The 16,027-nt window shown below is 74.8% G+C and carries 17 protein-coding genes; 6 read left to right on the top strand and 11 right to left on the bottom strand.

Annotation, left to right across the window (positions count from 1 at the left end; all coding sequences use genetic code 11):
- Positions 1–18 precede the first annotated feature (18 nt).
- Entirely contained in the window at positions 19–2,220 is a 2,202-nt protein-coding gene (recG, locus tag J3R08_RS06365; protein ID WP_064447024.1) for an ATP-dependent DNA helicase RecG, read from the bottom strand.
- Positions 2,217–3,830, bottom strand: coding sequence for a DAK2 domain-containing protein (locus J3R08_RS06360; RefSeq protein ID WP_166455546.1), 1,614 nt, complete (start codon positions 3,828–3,830; stop codon positions 2,217–2,219). The genes recG and J3R08_RS06360 overlap by 4 nt, the downstream gene beginning before the upstream one ends.
- A gap of 210 nt (positions 3,831–4,040) precedes the next feature.
- Here J3R08_RS06360 and rpmB point away from each other — a divergent pair, with 210 nt between their 5' ends.
- Together rpmB and J3R08_RS06350 are read left to right on the top strand one after the other, a co-directional pair.
- Positions 4,041–4,232: a 50S ribosomal protein L28 gene (gene rpmB / locus J3R08_RS06355; protein WP_011905179.1), complete on the top strand. Its 192-nt coding sequence runs from the start codon at positions 4,041–4,043 to the stop codon at positions 4,230–4,232.
- A gap of 184 nt (positions 4,233–4,416) precedes the next feature.
- Positions 4,417–5,673 (top strand): ATP-grasp domain-containing protein, encoded by a 1,257-nt coding sequence (locus tag J3R08_RS06350; protein ID WP_043325949.1) that lies wholly within the window; start codon positions 4,417–4,419, stop codon positions 5,671–5,673.
- Here the strand turns inward: J3R08_RS06350 and J3R08_RS06345 are convergent.
- Complete coding sequence (locus J3R08_RS06345; RefSeq protein WP_064447021.1) at positions 5,670–6,137, bottom strand: GNAT family N-acetyltransferase; 468 nt, start codon at positions 6,135–6,137, stop codon at positions 5,670–5,672. The two genes, J3R08_RS06350 and J3R08_RS06345, sit on opposite strands and share 4 nt — an antisense overlap.
- A 62-nt stretch (positions 6,138–6,199) precedes the next feature.
- Complete coding sequence (locus J3R08_RS06340; protein WP_209960339.1) at positions 6,200–7,150, bottom strand: thiamine-phosphate kinase; 951 nt, start codon at positions 7,148–7,150, stop codon at positions 6,200–6,202.
- Positions 7,151–7,313: 163 nt separating this feature from the next.
- On the opposite strand from J3R08_RS06340, the gene J3R08_RS06335 reads away from it, so the two are divergent.
- The gene (locus tag J3R08_RS06335; RefSeq protein WP_013284547.1) at positions 7,314–7,547 is read left to right on the top strand and encodes an Lrp/AsnC ligand binding domain-containing protein; all 234 of its coding nucleotides are present in this window, start codon (positions 7,314–7,316) and stop codon (positions 7,545–7,547) included.
- A complete protein-coding gene (locus J3R08_RS06330; protein ID WP_043325952.1) occupies positions 7,548–8,132 on the top strand; it encodes a DUF3515 family protein in 585 nt (194 codons plus the stop codon).
- A 16-nt stretch (positions 8,133–8,148) separates the two neighbouring features.
- Here J3R08_RS06330 and J3R08_RS06325 read toward each other — a convergent pair whose 3' ends face one another.
- Positions 8,149–9,252 carry a D-alanine--D-alanine ligase family protein gene (locus J3R08_RS06325; protein ID WP_043325953.1) on the bottom strand — a complete coding sequence of 368 codons (1,104 nt, stop codon included), beginning with the start codon at positions 9,250–9,252 and terminating at the stop codon, positions 8,149–8,151.
- A gap of 172 nt (positions 9,253–9,424) precedes the next feature.
- Positions 9,425–9,649, bottom strand: a complete 225-nt coding sequence (locus J3R08_RS06320; protein ID WP_064447019.1) for a hypothetical protein — start codon at positions 9,647–9,649, stop codon at positions 9,425–9,427.
- Between the two features lie 278 nt (positions 9,650–9,927).
- On the opposite strand from J3R08_RS06320, the gene J3R08_RS06315 reads away from it, so the two are divergent.
- A complete protein-coding gene (locus J3R08_RS06315; RefSeq protein WP_043325956.1) occupies positions 9,928–10,773 on the top strand; it encodes a helix-turn-helix transcriptional regulator in 846 nt (281 codons plus the stop codon).
- A 5-nt stretch (positions 10,774–10,778) separates the two neighbouring features.
- Positions 10,779–10,979 (top strand): DUF397 domain-containing protein, encoded by a 201-nt coding sequence (locus J3R08_RS06310; protein ID WP_064447251.1) that lies wholly within the window; start codon positions 10,779–10,781, stop codon positions 10,977–10,979.
- Between the two features lie 10 nt (positions 10,980–10,989).
- On the opposite strand, the gene J3R08_RS06305 is transcribed toward J3R08_RS06310, so the two are convergent.
- The 5 genes from J3R08_RS06305 to J3R08_RS06285 all read right to left on the bottom strand — a co-directional run bounded on the left by J3R08_RS06305 (position 10,990) and on the right by J3R08_RS06285 (position 15,988).
- Entirely contained in the window at positions 10,990–12,054 is a 1,065-nt protein-coding gene (locus tag J3R08_RS06305) for an ROK family protein (RefSeq protein ID WP_043330564.1), read from the bottom strand.
- A 110-nt stretch (positions 12,055–12,164) separates the two neighbouring features.
- On the bottom strand, positions 12,165–12,956 hold the full coding sequence (locus tag J3R08_RS06300) for a putative protein N(5)-glutamine methyltransferase (protein WP_043325957.1): 792 nt from the start codon (positions 12,954–12,956) through the stop codon (positions 12,165–12,167).
- A gap of 172 nt (positions 12,957–13,128) precedes the next feature.
- Complete coding sequence (locus tag J3R08_RS06295; protein WP_043325958.1) at positions 13,129–14,247, bottom strand: cystathionine gamma-lyase; 1,119 nt, start codon at positions 14,245–14,247, stop codon at positions 13,129–13,131.
- 11 nt (positions 14,248–14,258) lie between these two features.
- Positions 14,259–15,266 carry an NAD(P)H-dependent glycerol-3-phosphate dehydrogenase gene (locus J3R08_RS06290; RefSeq protein ID WP_209960338.1) on the bottom strand — a complete coding sequence of 336 codons (1,008 nt, stop codon included), beginning with the start codon at positions 15,264–15,266 and terminating at the stop codon, positions 14,259–14,261.
- Entirely contained in the window at positions 15,263–15,988 is a 726-nt protein-coding gene (locus J3R08_RS06285; RefSeq protein WP_043325959.1) for a 1-acyl-sn-glycerol-3-phosphate acyltransferase, read from the bottom strand. Before J3R08_RS06285 ends, J3R08_RS06290 begins: the two co-directional genes overlap by 4 nt.
- Positions 15,989–16,027 lie beyond the last annotated feature (39 nt).

Here is a 16,027-nt window from a genome sequence, read left to right as displayed (position 1 = left end):
GACCGCACCGGCCCGCCGTCAGCCCTTCTCCAGGTATTCGGCGCGCTCCTCGTCGACGAGCGCGGCCACCGAGGCCGCGAGCGCCGGATGCCGGGTCAGGTCCGGGTCCTCCTCGACCAGTTCGATCGCCTCGGCCCGCGCGTCGCGGATCAGCTCGGCGTCGCGTCTGAGCGACAGCAGCCGCAGGTGCGAGCGCCGGCCGGACTGGGTCGCGCCGAGCACGTCGCCCTCGCGGCGCTGTTCCAGGTCGAGTTCGGCCAGCTTGAACCCGTCGGTGGTGGAGGCGACCGCGTCCAGCCGTTCCCGCGCCGACGAGCCCTCGACCGCCTCGGTGACCAGCAGGCACAGACCGGCGGCCGAGCCCCGGCCGACCCGGCCCCGCAACTGGTGCAGCTGGGAGACGCCGAAGCGGTCGGCGTCCAGCACGATCATCACCGTCGCATTCGGCACGTTCACGCCGACCTCGACCACTGTGGTCGCGACCAGCACGTCCAGCTCGCCGTCGGCGAACGCGCGCATCACCGCGTCCTTCTCGTCGGCGGGCAGCCGCCCGTGCAGCACCCCGATCCGCAGCCCGTGCAGGGGCCCCTCGGCCAGCAGCGGGGCCACCTCGGTCACCGCCAGCGGCGGGCGCCGGCCGTTGTCGTCCTCCCGCGGCGCCTCCTCGTCCGACACCGGTCCCTCACCGATGCGCGGGCACACCACGTACGCCTGGTGGCCCTTCGCGACCTCCTCGCGCAGCCGGCGCCAGGCCCGGTCGAGGAACGCGGGCTTCTCGGCGGCCGGTACGACGTGCGAGGCGATCGGCGAGCGGCCCTGCGGAAGCTGGGACAGCGTGGAGGTCTCCAGATCGCCGTAGACGGTCATGGCCACCGTGCGCGGAATCGGGGTGGCCGTCATCACCAGCACGTGCGGCGGCTGGTCGGCCTTGGCGCGCAGCGCGTCGCGCTGCTCCACGCCGAAGCGGTGCTGCTCGTCCACCACCACCAGGCCCAGGTCGTGGAAGTCGACGCCCTCGTAGAGCAGCGCGTGCGTGCCGAGCACGATGCCGGCCCGCCCCTCGGCCACCTCGGCCAGCGCCCGGCGCCGGGCCGCCGCGCCAAGCGAGCCGGTGACCAGCTCCACCCGGGTGGCGTCCTCGGCGGCGCCCAGCTCACCGGCCCGGGCGAGCGGGCCGAGCAGGTCGAGGATGCCCCGGTGGTGCTGGGCGGCGAGCACCTCGGTCGGCGCGAGCAGCGCGGCCTGCCCACCGGCGTCGACGACCTGGAGCATGGCGCGCAGCGCCACCACGGTCTTGCCGGAGCCCACCTCGCCCTGCAGCAGCCGGTGCATCGGGTGCGCGGCGGCCAGGTCGGCGGCGATCTCCCGCCCGACGACCTGCTGGCCGGAGGTCAGCTCGTACGGCAGCCGGGCGTCGAACGCGTCGAGCAGGCCGCCCGCCTTCGCCGGCCGGGCCCGCGCCGGCCACGCCGCGGCCCGGTGCTTGCGCTGCACCAGCGTGAGCTGCACGGCGAACGCCTCGTCCCACTTGAGCCGCCGACGCGCCCGGTAGAGCGCCTCCTTGCTGGTCGGACGGTGGATCTCGCGCAGCGCGGTGCCGATGTCGGCCAGGTTGCGGGTCGCCCGCACGGTGGCCGGCAGCGGGTCGTCCGGCGGGGTGAACGTGTCCAGCACGACGCGCACGCAGCGGGCGATCACCCAGGTCGGTACCGCCGCCGCGGCCGGATAGACCGGGATCAGGGCACCGGCGAACTCCTCGACCTCCTCGTTCGCCGCCGCCTCGCCCTCGCCGCCCTCGCCCAGCAGGACGTACTCCGGGCCGTTGAGCTGCCGCTTGCCCCGGAACTCGGTCACCTTGCCGGCGAACAACCCCCACCGGCCGGGCCGCAGCTCCCGCTCCCGCCACGCCTGGTTGCCGAAGAACGTGCAGGTGAGCACGCCGCCGGAGCCGTCGCCGACGGTGACCTCCAGCAGGTTGCCGCGCCGCTGGCGCATCGGGCGCACGGCGGTGCGCTGCACCTGGGCGAGCACTGTGACCTGCTCCCCCACGTCGAGCGAGCGGATGTCGGTGTGCTCGCCGCGCTCGTCGTACCGGCGCGGGAAGTGGTAGATCAGGTCGCCCGCGGTGTGCAGGTCGAGATGCCCGGCCAACGCCTTCGCGGTGCGCTCGCCGACCAGCTTCTTCAGCGGCGTGTCCACAGTGGCCGCCTCGCTCGTCATTCGACCCCCACCAGGAGCGGATAGTGCGGCTGCCCGCCCTCGTACGCCTGCACCTCGACGAACGGCCAGGCCCGCTCGACATGCTCACGGACCCGGTCGGCCAGCCCGGCCGGCGCATCCGCGCCGCACAGCAGCGTGACCAGCTCACCGCCACCGCCGAGCATCCGGTCCACCACCGCGATGCAGGTGTCGGTCAGATCCTGCCCGATCAGGTGCACCTCGCCCTCGACCAGCGCCAGCACGTCACCCGCGCGGGCCGGGCCGGCGACGGTGAGCGCCTCCCGGGCGGCGTGGCACACCTCGGCGTACCGGCAGGCGCCGGCCGCCTCGGCCATCGCGATCACGTCGTCCTCGAAGCGCCGCTTCGGATCGCGTACTGCGAGCGCCGCGAGCGCCTGCACCGGGGAACGGGTGGGCACCACGCTCACCTTGACGCCGAGGCCGTACGCCTCCTTCGCGGCCGCGCTCGCCACCGACTGCGTGTTCGGGTCGTTCGGCAGCACCACCACCCGGGCGGCGCCGGTGGCCCGGATCGCGTTCAGCAGCTCACCGGTGGACGGGTTGGCCGGCACCACCACGGCGCCCTCGGCGGCGAACAGCTCGGCGATGCCCGCGCCGGTGGCCACCACCACGGCGGCCCGGCCGTCCGGGCGCGCCACCTGCAGCGCGGGCGCCGGGGCGGTCTGGTCGGCGAAGCGGGTCACACCGATGCGGTGCGGCCGGCCGGCGACCACGCCCGCCTCGATCGCCGCCCCGACGTCGTTGACGTGCACGTGCACGTTCCAGGTGCCGGCGCCGTCGCCGACGATCGCCAGCGAGTCGCCGAGCACTGCCAGCTCGGCGCGCAGCCGGGCCACCGCCTCGTCGTCCGCGTCGAGCAGGTACTGCACCTCGTAGGCGTACACGTCGGAGCCGCTCTCCCGCACAGCGGTGGCCGGCGGACGGCGGGTGGGCGGCGCGGGCGCCGCCTGCGCCGGGCTCTCCCCCGTGACCACCTCGACCAGCGCGTCAAGCAGCAGACACAGGCCGCGCCCACCGGCGTCGACCACGCCCGCGCGGGCCAGCTCCGGCAACTGCTCGGGGGTACGCGCCAGCGCGTGCGCCGCCGCCTCGGCCGCGGCCCGGGCCACTGTGCGCAGGTCGTCGCTGTCCGCGAGACGGGCCGCGTGGGCCGCCGCGGCGACCACGCTGAGCAGGGTGCCCTCGACCGGCCGGGCGACCGCGGCGTAGGCGGCTGTGGTGGCGTCGGCCAGCGCGTCGGCGAGTTGCCGCCCGCCCACCGCGGGAGCGGCGGCGAGCGTGTCGGCGAGGCCGCGCAGGATCTGCGAGACGATCACCCCGGAGTTGCCGCGCGCCCCGAGCAGCGCGCCCCGGGCCATCAGCCGCAGCGCGTGCCCGTGCGGGGTGTGCCCGTCGTCGGGGAGGGTGCCGAGGTCCATGGCCAGGGCCTGCTGGGCCGAGGTCAGCGTGAGGACCAGGTTGGTGCCGGTGTCGCCGTCGGGCACCGGGTAGACGTTCAGCTCGTCGATCTCGCCCTGGTGCCGCCGGAGGGCGGCCAGCCCGCTCGCGCACCAGCGGCGCACCGCTGCGGCGTCGAGGGTCTCCAGCACGTCGGGAAGCCTACTGGCGCGCACCGACACGCGCCGGGGTCGTCCGCCGCGTGTCCGCCCCGCCCGCCGGCCCGGCCGGGTCGCCGGTACGCTGGGTGGGCTCGCGAAAGGGCCGGTTGGGCGTACCGACTGTCATCGGGTAACCTGACCAGGTTGCCCGGGCAGCGCCTGGCGGCGACCTCATGAACGTTTCAATCCCAGGAGTATCCCGTGGCTAGCGTGTGCGACGTCTGTGGCAAGGGGCCGGGCTTCGGCCACAACGTGTCCCACTCGCACCGGCGGACCAACCGCCGCTGGAACCCGAACATCCAGTCGGTGCGCACCCCGGCCGGTGGCGGCAACACCAAGAAGTTGAAGGTCTGCACCTCGTGCATCAAGGCCGGCAAGGTCACCCGCGCCTGACGCGGTAGCGCCACCGAACATCGTCGGTCGCCGGCGGATCCCTCGGGATCCGCCGGCTTCTGTCGTATCCACCGACCCGCGCCGCACACCTGACCGACCGTACGGCGACCGGCTGGTACGGGCCGGTTAGGGTGCTGCTGCGCCGGCCGTCCGGTTCCGGCGCGAGCCGTGGGGAGGGTGACCGGTGGATCTCGATCTGGGTCGCGAGCAACTGGTGGTGGTGGGCGCGTCGTTCGGCTCACTGAGCTGGTTCGACCAGCAACTGCCGGCCGGCACCGTGGTACTGGTCGAGGAACCGGACGTGATCGCCCGCCGCGACCTGGCCCGGTTCGCCGAGCGGCTGCCGATGATCGGGCGACTGGTCGAGGCCGAGTACCAGACCGGCTTCGACGCCGACGCCCTGCTCGCCCGCGAGCCCGCCCTGGCCGACGCCCGGCTGGTCCTGCCCGGCCTGGAGTACGCGGTCGGCGCCGCCGCCCGGCTCGCCGAGCGGCTCGGGTTGCCCGGCGCCGGGGCGGAGGCCGCTGACATCTTCTCCGACAAGCACCGGATGCGGCTGCTCGCCGACCGGATCGGGCTGGCCAACCCCGTCTACGAGCTGGTCGACGACCCGGCGCGGGCGGTGGAGTTCGCGCGGGCGCACGGCGGCCGGTGCGTGCTCAAGCCCACCCGCCGTTCCGGCAGCCTGGGCGTGCAGCTGATCACCGACCCGGCCGAGGTGCCCGCCCGCTGGGCGGCGAGCGCCGCGCCGCCGGACCCGGCCGAGGCCACCGAGCGCGGCCTGCCCACCGGCGTGCTGGTGGAGGAACTGCTGGTCGGCTCCGAGCACAGCGTCGAGCTGCTGGTCGCCGACGGCGAGGTGATCTTCGCTAACGTCACCGACAAGCGGATCGCCGGTGGCCGGTACCCGGTCGAGACCGGCCACACCGTGCCGTCCGCGCTGCCCGCCACCGAGCACGACGCGCTGCGCGCCGCCGCGGTACGCCTCGCCGAGGCGGCCGGCTTCCGCAGCGGCATGCTGCACAGCGAGTGGATCCTCGTCGACGGCGTGCCGACGCTGGTGGAGTGCGCGGCCCGGATGCCCGGCGACATGATCACCGCGCTGATCTCGATCGCCTACGAGCGCGACGTCATCGAGGCGTACCTGCGGGTGCTGCGCGGCGAACGGCCGGCGTTGCCGGCGCGGCCGACCGGCGCGGCGGCCATCGAGTTCCTGATCGCGCCGCCCGGACAGGTCACCGCCGTCGACGGCAAGCGCGACGCGCTGCGCGTGCCGGGCGTGCTCGACGTGCAGGTCGAGACGAAGGTCGGTCAGACCGTGCCGGAACTGCTCTCCTCGGCGCACCGCAGCGGGCACCTGATGGCCTGGGGCGCGACCCCGGACGAGGCGGCCAGTGCCGCGCGCCGCGCCGCGAACGAGATCCGTATCACCGTCGGCTAGAGCGTGCGGCCGTAGGACAGGCAGCCCGGGGCGTCCTTGTAGTAGCCGAAGTTCGGGATCCGCTCGTAGCCGGACGAGGTGTACATGGCGATCGCCTCGGGCTGCTTGTCGCCGCACTCCAGCACGATCCGTTTGCGGCCGTGGTCACGGGCGGAGCGCTCGACCGCGCCGAGCACCGCACGGGCCACGCCCCGGCCCCGGGCCGCCGGGTCGGTGTACATCCGCTTCAACTCGGCCGTGTCGCCGTCCGCGCCGTGGCTGCGCCAGCCGCCGCAGCCCACCGGACGCCCGTCGAGGTAGGCGACGAGGAACGCGCCGTCCGGCGGGGTGAACTCGGCCGCGTCGACGGGGGTGTCGTCGCCGCTGCCGCCGTAACGGGCGCCGAGGTCGGCCAGCGCCGCCCGGATCAGCGCCTGCGACTCGGGCGCGTCGAAGCGCCGCTCCCGGATCTCGATCTCGCTCACCGTGCCAGGTTACGACCGCCTCCGACCCCCGCCCGGCCCGGCGGCCGGGGGTCGGACGCAGATCACTCCGCCGTTCGGCGGAAGTGGTCCCAGCCGCGCGGGCCGTCGTACCCGGCGCCGTCGACGGTGACCCCGGCGCCGGCCGCCACCCGCCCGACCGGCCGCCAGCCGTCGGGCAGCGCGGCGTCGGGCGGGAACGTCGCCGCCAGGGCGTGGTCGTCGCCGCCGGCCAGGATCCAGGTGTACGGGTCGACGCCGAGCGCCGCCGCCGCGTCGCGCATCTGCCGGGGCACCTCGAACGCCTCCCGGCGCAGGTCGACGGCCACGCCGCTGGCGGCGGCCACGTGCCCGAGGTCGGCCAGCAGCCCGTCCGACACGTCGATCATGGCGGTGGCGCCGGCCGCGGCGGCGGCCGGTCCGGCCGCGTACGGCACCTCCGGGCGGCGGAACGCCTCGACCAGCAGCCGGGGCGTGCGGAAGCCCCGGGACAGCACGGTGTAGCCCGCCGCCGCCCAGCCGGTGCGCCCGGCCAGCGCCACCACGTCGCCGGGCCGGGCGCCGGAGCGGACCACCGGTGGTCGCCCGGCCAGGTCGCCGAGCGCGGTCACCGCGATGGTGAGCGTCGGGCTGGCCGACATGTCCCCGCCGACCACGCTCGCGCCGACGAGCGCCGCCTCCGCGCCCAGCCCGTCGGCCAGCTCCTCGGCCCAGGTCGGGTCCAGCTCGGCCGGCATGCAGAGCGCGACGAGCAGCGCGGTCGGGGTGGCGCCCATGGCGGCGATGTCGGCGAGGTTGGCCGCCGCCGCGCGGTGTCCCACGTCCCGCGCCGCCGACCAGTCGCGCCGGAAGTGCCGTCCCTCCACCAGCACGTCGGTCGATGCGACCACCCGCCGGTCCGGCGCCGCCACCACCGCGCCGTCGTCGCCCGGGCCGAGCAGGCAGCTCTGTCCCTGTGCCAGCCGGGCGGTCACCCGGTCGATCAGCCCGAACTCGCCGACATCCGTGACCGTCATGCCGTCCCCTCGATCCGCTGCGTCGTTGCGCACGTTCCACCCCTGTCCGCGCCGGCGTGTGCTCGCTCACCGCGTACGACCGGCAACCGATAGGGATCACTGCCGCTCAGTACGGTAGTTTCACCCTTCGGGTCGCCCGGAGGCGACGGACGGAGGTCGAGTCGTGGTACAGGCGTACATCCTCATCCAGACCGAGGTCGGCCGGGCGCGTGACGTGGCCGGTCTGATCGCGGACCTGGCCGGCGTGGTACGGGTCGACGCCGTCACCGGGCCGTACGACGTGGTGGTGCTCACCGAGGCGAACACCGTCGACGAGCTCGGCAAACTCATTGTCAGCAAGGTGCAGATGGTGCCCGGCATCACCCGCACCCTCACGTGTTCGGTGGTGCGGCTGTAAGTGGACGAGAAGACTTCCCCGCGCCCGGACCGCTCCACCCGCCGCGCCGCGCTCTGGGCGACTCTGGTCGCCGTGCCGGTGACGGTGGCGGTGGCCGGGTTCACGTTCGCCAAGCTGGCCCCGGAGTCGCCGGACGCCGGGCCGAGCGCGTCGGCGAGCCCCCGGGCACAGTCGAGCGCGCCGGTCGAGATGGCCGCCCCGGCGCTGGCCGAGCGCCCGACCGTACTCTGCCGTGCCCTGATGTCGCAGCTTCCGGACAGCGTGCGTGACCTGCCGCAGCGTCCGGTCACCGCGGGCCCGGAGCAGAACGCCGCGTACGGCGACCCGGCGCTGACGGTGGCCTGCGGCGGCAGCCCGGCGCAGTTCCCGCCCACCGACGAGGTGTGGACGGTGAACAAGGTCTGCTGGCACGCGGCCGAGGAGGCCGACGCCACGGTGCTGACCACCGTCGACCGGGAGACGCCGATCCGGGTGCGGGTGCCGAAGTCGTACGAGCCGCCGCTGCAGTGGGTGACGACGATCTCCGACACCATCGTCAGCTCCGTGCCCTCGGCGAAGCAGGCCCCCTCGGGCTGCTCCGCCTGACGCCCGGCCGGCCGGTTCAGCGGCCGGCGCGGCGGTGCAGGGCGGTACGGATCAGCCGGTTGACCAGCTTCGGGTACTCCAGCCCGCTGGCCGACCACATCCGCGGGAACATCGACGTCGGGGTGAAGCCCGGCATCGTGTTGATCTCGTTGAGGTAGACGTCCATCTGCGGGGTCACGAAGAAGTCGACCCGGGCCAGGCCGGAGCAGTCGAGCGCGGTGAAGGCCCGGGTGGCGTAGTCGCGCACCTGCCGCGCGACCGGCTCGGGCAGGTCGGCCGGTACGTCGTACTCGCAGACCTCGTCGGCGAAGATGTACTTGGCCTCGAAGTCGTACCAGTCGCGGTCGCCGATCATCCGCACCTCGGCGAGCACCGAGGCCTCCGGCGCGCCGCCGGCCTCGCCCTCCAGCACACCGCACTCGATCTCGCGGCCGACCACGGCGCCCTCGACGAGCACCTTGCTGTCGATCTCCCGGGCGGTGACGAGCGCGGCGTCCAGGTCCGCCCAGTCGTCGACCTTGGTGATGCCGAACGAGGAGCCGGCCCGGGACGGCTTGACGAAGACGGGCAGCCCGAGGCGCTCCTTGTCCTCCTCGCTCAGCGACATCCCGGCGCGCAGCACCGCGTACGGGCCGACCGGGATGCCCTCGGCGGCGCAGAGCTTCTTGGTGAACTCCTTGTCCATGGCCGCGGCGGAGGCGAACACGTTCGCGCCGACGTAGGGGATGTCGGCCATCTCCAGCATTCCCTGGATCGTGCCGTCCTCGCCGTACGCGCCGTGGAGCACCGGGAAGACCACGTCCACGTCGGCGAGCGCGACCGGCCCCTGGGCCGGGTCGAGCACCATCAGGCCGCCCGCGGCCGGGTCGGCGCGCAGCACCAGCTCGGCGCCGGACCCGGCGGTGATCTCCGGGAGCTTCCGGTCGGTGATGGCGAGCCGGCTCGGTTCGCCGTCGGCGAGCACCCACTGGCCCTGCCGGGTGATGCCGACCGGCACCACCTCGAACTCGTCCGGGTCGAGCGCGGCCAGCACGCTGCCGGCGCTGACGCAGGAGATGCCGTGCTCGGGGCTGCGGCCACCGAAGACGATCGCCACACGGGTCTTGCCTGGGGTGGTCATGGTCACCTCATCGTCGCGACTGCGGCTGGCCGTGCTCGCCGGTGGCGCTCACCCGATTGACCTTACTGTGCGTTGTCGGCGGGGGTGGTCGATACCCGGGGAGACGCGGAGCCGCGTGGCAAACGGTCAAGGTGACATATACAGGGAGTAACCATACGAGGGTGGCTCCGACTCAGAAGACCGGGTGCCGGGGCCGGCGGCCGACCGCGATCACCTTGACGCGCTGCCGGCCGGCCCGCACCATGCCCAGCGCCATGAACGCGCCGGCGATCCGGTCGGCCGCCTCCCGGCTGCTCGCGCCGACGACCTGCCGTCGGCGTTCGGGGCTGGTCCGCTCGTCGCGCCCGGCGCCGTCCGGGGGTCGCACGTCGGTGAGGACCACGAGGAACCGGGTCATTCCCGGCCACCTCCGCTCCGCAGGCGGCAGGCCGTCACCGTCATCGCGGAACCCCTCCCCATCTCGTGGACCGGCAGGGGCACGCGGCGGCCGGATCGTGGGGGAGTAGAAATCCGACCACCGCGCGCCCCATCCCCTCCGGTCGCTCACCGCCACCGTCGCCACGACAACCGGCGGTGAGGACGCCGTCACAGGTTGACAGGTTCACGGGCGTGAATGCAACTCTCATCGACTTTCTCTCACGCACATTTTCCCACCAGATGTGCGACCATCGATGCATGGCGCCGAAGACCGCCCGGGCCCGACGGCTCGGCATCGCACTGCGGACCCACCGGGAGGCCGCCGGCCTCACCCTGGAGTCCGCGGCCGACGAGATCAACAGCACCCGGAGCACGCTGTCCCGCTACGAGAACGCGCAGACGCTGATCAGTCCCGCCACCGTGCGCGCGTTGCTGACCAGCTACGGCGTGGGCCCGGACGAGATCGCCGCGGCCGTGGAGCTCGCGAAGGACGCCCGCAAGCCCGGCTGGTGGGTGTCCTACTCGTACCTGCTGGACCGCCGCACCATCGACTTCATCGCGCTGGAGGCCGAGGCCACCGGCATCGCGAACTTCGAGCCGTCGGTGGTGCCCGGTCTGCTGCAGACCGCCGACTACATCCGCGGCGTGATGCGCGGCGGCCCGCACACCCTCAGCGACGAGCAGGTCGAGCAGCGGGTGCAGCTACGGCTGGACCGCCAGCAGCGGCTCTCCGGGGACGAGCCGCCGATCCTCGACGCCATCATCGACGAGGGCGCGCTGCTGCGCCCGGTCGGTGGGCCCTCGGTCATGTCCGCCCAGCTCCAGCACCTGGTGAAGATGGCCGAACTGCCGAACATCACGGTGCAGGTGATCCCCCTGGCCGCCGGTTACCACCGCGGCACCCGGGGCTCGCTGCACATGCTGGAGTTCGCCGACCCGGAGGACCCGATCATCGCCTCGGTGGAGACCGTCGCCGGGCAGATGATCCTCGACCGGCCGGGCGACCTGCGTACCTGCACCAAGATCATGGAGCACCTGCGGACCGTGGCGCTGAGCCCGGCGGCCAGTCGGGACCAGTTGCTCCGCCTGCTGAACGAGAGGTGACCCAGATGAACGGCACGAACCGTCCGCACCCGACACCGGCCGGCTGGCGCAAGAGCAGTCACAGCGGCGACGAGGGCGCATGCGTGGAGATGGCGCCGCTGCCCGGCTCGGTGGCGGTCCGCGACTCCAAGGACCCGGCCGGCCCGGTGCTGGTGTTCCGGCCGCACGCCTGGGCCGCGTTCACCGCGGCGCCGCCGCGCCCCTGACCGCGGCTCCTCAGGCGGACGCGCCGCCCGGCCGCAGCGGCGCGGCCACGGCGGCGGCACGCACCGCCTCCAGCGCGGCGATGGCCACCCCACGCGCCCCGGCCATGTCCCGGTCCGGCACCAGGGCGAAGGTGGCCACCGCCCGCTGCTCCGCACGGAGCACCGTGTGCTCGGCGACAGCGGCGAGGAACCAGTCCCGGAACTCCGGCGCCGCCTCCACCACGCCCCCGCCGACGAAGTACGCGTGCGGGTCGGTGAAGTTGGCCGCGATGGTGAACAGCCGCCCCAGCGCCCGCGCCTGCTGGCCGAACACCTGGCGGGCCAGCGGGTCGCCCCGCTCGCCGTAGCCGCGCAGCAGCTTCGCGGCCCGGTCCGGCTCCTCCGCGGCCAGCGGATGCTCCGGATGCCGGGCCAGCCAGTACGGCAGCAGGTTGCGCCGGATCGCGGTCAGCGAGGCGACGCTCTCCGCGTCACCGGTGAAGCCGCACGCGCAGACCGGCGCCGCCTGGTCCGGCTCGACCAGGCCGTCCAGCGGGATGTGCACGTGCCCGAACTCGCCGGCCATGCCGGCCGCGCCGCCGACCACCCGCCCGGACTCCACCACACCCCCGCCGAGCCCGGTGCCGACGATCGCGGCCACCGAGGACCGGGCCATCGCGTCCGCGCCGAAGTGCACGTGGTGGGCGTAGAGCGCGGCGGCGTTGCCGTCGTTGGCGTACACCACCGGCAGGCCGAGCCGCCGCTCCAGCGCGGTACGCACGTCGAAGCCGCGCCAGGCCGGCTGGGAGAAGTTGGTGGAGCCCCGCGAGGAGATGACCCCGGTGGCGCTGGCCGGGCCGGGCGTGTCCAGCCCGACCGCGCGTACCAGGTCGCGGGGCACGCCGGTGTGGGCGAGCACGCCGTCGAACGCCCGCGCCAGCGCCTCCACCGCCGCCTCCGGCCCGGCGCCCACGTCACTCGGGATCTCCAGCAGCCCGTCCACCAGGAACCGGCCGTCGACGGTCAGCACAGTGGCGTTGTCGCTCGTGCCCCCGTTGTCCAGCCCCACCACCACCGGCACACCTGCGCTGCCCACCGCCACCGCCTCCCGCCGCGCCTGACCCGAGGCTAGTTCCCGTCCGGCCCACCCGCCACGCCCCCGGCGGGACTCCCCCACCGCGATCAGCCGGGACTCCCCCGCCGCGGTCAGCCGGGACGGCGGGCGGTCACCGCTGTCGCCTCGCGTTCCTCGTCGCGGACCACCGCCGGCTCCAGCCCGGCGGCGGTGAACACGGCGCACAACTCCGGGGCCTGCGCGACGCTCACCTCGACCACCACATGCCCGCCCGGGGCGAGCCACTCGGCCGCGCCGGAGGCGACCCGGCGCAGCACGGCCAGGCCGTCCGTGCCGCCGTCCAGCGCCACCGGCGCCTCGTACAGGCGCGCCTCGGCCGGCAGCGAGGTCACCGCGGCGGTCGGCACGTACGGCGCGTTCGCCACCACCAGGTCCAGCGTCCCGCGCCGGCCGGCCGGCAGCGCGTCGAACAGGTCGCCCTCGTAGACCGGGACGCCCAGTGGTTCGAGGTTGCGCCGGGCGCAGGCCACCGCCACCGGGTCGATGTCGGCGGCGGCCAGCCAGCGCGGCGTCAGCCGCTCGTGCAGCACCACGGCGGCGGCGCCGGAGCCGCAGCACAGGTCGAGCACCGCGGGGGCCGGCCCGGCCAGCGCCGTCGCGGCGTCGACGAGCAGGGCGGTCCGGCCGCGCGGCACGAACACACCCGGGTGGACGGCGATCCGCCGGCCGCAGAACTCGGCCCAGCCGAGCAGATGTTCCAGCGGCAGGCCGGCGACGCGACGGTCGACCAGCCGGGTCAACGCCTGCGCCGAGTCGGCGGCGGCGATCAGCAGTTCCGCCTCGTCCTCGGCGAAGACGCAACCGGCGGCGCGCAGCCGGCGGACGAGGGCCGGACGATCGGGAGTGAACACGGTGGATGCCATGGCAGGCCTTTCGGGAAGCGCTCGTCGGCGCTCCCGGCGTCGCCTCAGCTCCTGGGCGACGCGGACTCGGAGGGAACGCCGGTCCTCTGCTGGGGGATCGGACTCACCTCCTCGGGTCGGGGCCGCACGGGCCGTGGCTGCCCGTCACGATAGCCCAGCGGGCGTCGCGCCGTCAGCCCGCCGCGTCCAGCGCGGCCGCCACGTCGGCGAGCAGATCGGCGGTGTCCTCGATGCCGCAGGAGAACCGCACGAAGCCGGGCGGCGTGGCGTCGCCCCACTGGGCGCGCCGGTCGGCGGTGCTGTGCAGCCCGCCGAACGAGGTGGCGGCGGCCACCAGCCGGGAGGCGCCGAGGAACCGGGCCACCCGGCCCTCGTCGCCCAGGTCGAACGAGACCACGCCCGGCACGCGCCGCATCTGTGCCGACGCGACCGGGTACGCCGGGTCGTCCGGCCGTCCGGGCCAGCGCACCCCGGTCACGTCCGGCCGGGCCGCGAGCAGGTCGGCCAGCGCCCGCGCGTTGGCGGTCTGCCGGGCCAGCCGCAGGTCGAGCGTGGCCAGTGACCGGTGGGCCAGCCAGCAGTCGAACGCGCCGGGCACCCCACCGGTGGCGTTGCGCCAGGTGGTCGCCGCGTCCCGCAGCCCGGCGTCGCGGGTGGCCAGATAGCCCAGCAGCAGATCCGAGTGGCCGGTCAGCGCCTTGGTGCCGGAGGCGACCACCACGTCCGCGCCGAGGTCCAGCGGGCGCTGCCCGAGCGGCGTCGCGGTGGTGTTGTCCACCGCCACCAGCGCCCCGGCGGCGTGCGCGGCGGCGGCCACCGCCCGCACGTCGACGACGTCCAGGCCGGGGTTCGCCGGGGTCTCCAGCAGCACCAGCCGCACGCCGTCGAACGACGGGTACGGCCCGGCGGTCGGCACCAGCGTCACCCGTACGCCGAGCTGCTCCAGCGTGCCCGAGGCGAACGAGCGCACCGAGTAGTAGCCGTCGGCGGGCAGCAGCACGGTGTCGCCGGGTCGCAGCACCGTCAGCAGCAGCCCGGTGATGGCGGCCTGGCCGCTGGCGAAGACGCGGCAGTCGGCGCCCTCCAGCTCGCCGATCGCCGTCTCCAGCAGTCGCCGGGTCGGGTTGTCCGGCCGCCCGTACCCGTCCGCCGCCGCCGACGGGCCGCGCTCCGGGTCGAGGTGGTACGGCGCGGCGAAGACCGGGCCGGGCAGAAACGGCTGCCCGGGTACCGCCTCCGGCAGTCCGGCGTGGACGCTGCGCGTGCCGTCGCCCCAGTTCTCGCCACTCATCCCGGCTCCGCTCACTCGTACGACTCCGGCTTGGCGGTACGGCTCATCAGCGCGTCCACCGCGAGGCGCGGGTCCATCCCCTCGTGGCAGATCCGCTCGATCTGCTCGGTGATCGGCATCTCGACCCCGTGCGCGCGGGCCAGGTCGCGGATGGCCAGGCAGCTCTTGACGCCCTCGGCGGTCTGCCGGGTGGCCGCCTGGGCCTGCTCCAGCGACTCCCCCCGGCCGAGGTGCTCGCCGAAGGTGCGGTTACGGGCCATCGGGGACGAGCAGGAGGCGACCAGGTCGCCCATGCCGGCCAGCCCGGCGAACGTGATCGGGTCGGCGCCGAGCGCCACGCCCAGCCGGGCGGTCTCGGCCAGCCCCCGGGTCATCAGCATGGCCCGGGTGTTGTCGCCGAAGCCCATCGCGGTGGCGATGCCGTACGCCAGCGCGATCACGTTCTTCACCGCGCCGCCCAGCTCGCAGCCGATCACGTCGTCGTTCGTGTACGGGCGGAAGTACGGGGTCCGGATGGACGCCTGCACCAGCGCGGTACGCCGGCTGTCGGTGCCGGCGACCACCGTCGCGGCCGGCTGCTCGGCGGCGATCTCCGGGGCCAGGTTGGGCCCGGAGACGACCACCACCCGGTCGGCGGGCACCCCGGCGGTCTCCATGATCACCTGGCTCATCCGCTTGGTGGTGCCCAGCTCGATGCCCTTCATCAGCGACACGAGCGTGGCGTCCGGCGTCACGTACGGCGTCCAGTCGGCGAGGTTGCCGCGCAGCGTCTGCGACGGCACCGAGAGCACCACCACCTCGGCGCCCTCGATCGCCTCGGCGGCGTCGCCGGTGGCGGTCACCCGCTCCGGCAGGCGCACGCCCGGCAGGTACTCCGGGTTCTCCCGGCCGGTCCGGATCGCCTCGGCCACGGCGGCGCGGCGGGCCAGCACTGTGACGTCCCGCCCGGCGTCGGCGAGGATCTTGGCGAACGCGGTCCCCCAGGACCCGGCGCCCAGCACCGCCACGTGCCCGCTCATTCGCCGGCCTCCCGGATGCCGGTGCGGGCGGGCCGCTGCCAGAGCGGCGGTGGTGTGCCGCCACGGATCTCCGCGACCAGATCCCGGATGCGCAGCATGATGGTGTCCGTCATCTCCTCCAGGATCGGCCGGGTCGGCGTGGCGCCGGCCCAGGGGCTCAGGTCCACCGGCGGGCCGGCGACCACCGTCACCGGGGTACGCGGGCGCAGCCCGAACCGCGCCGTACGCGGGTCGAACATCCGCTCCGGGCCGACCATGGCGATCGGGACCACCGGGGCGCCGGTCGCGAGCGCCAGCCGGGCCGCGCCGGTCTTGCCCTTCATCGGCCACAGGTCCGGCTCCCGGGTGGTGGTGCCCTCCGGGTAGATCACCACGGCGCCCCCCTCGGCCAGCGCGGCGACCAGCTTGTCCAGCGACTTGACCGCCTCGACGGTGCCGCGTTCGACAGGGATCTGCTGGCAGCGGTGCAGGATCGCGCCGACCACCGGCACCCGGAACACGCTGGCCTTGCCGAGGAAACGCGGCCAGCGCCCGGCGTCGTAGATGTAGTGGGCGACCACGAGCGGGTCGGCGTGCGAGATGTGGTTCGGCACGAGGATCACGCCGCCGTCGCCGCGCAGGTGCTCCATGCCCCGCCAGGTGCGCCGGGTCCAGACCGTCATCAGCGGCTTCACCAGCACCACGGCGAGCCGTCGCCAGAACCCCAGCCTCCGCCGTGCCACAGTGCCTCCTCGATCCGCCCACGCGCCCCGGCACAGAAT

The organism is Micromonospora sp. HB375, from assembly GCF_017872985.1.
GTDB classification, from domain to species: domain Bacteria; phylum Actinomycetota; class Actinomycetes; order Mycobacteriales; family Micromonosporaceae; genus Micromonospora; species Micromonospora chalcea.
This window is presented reverse-complemented; position numbering and strand designations above follow the sequence as displayed.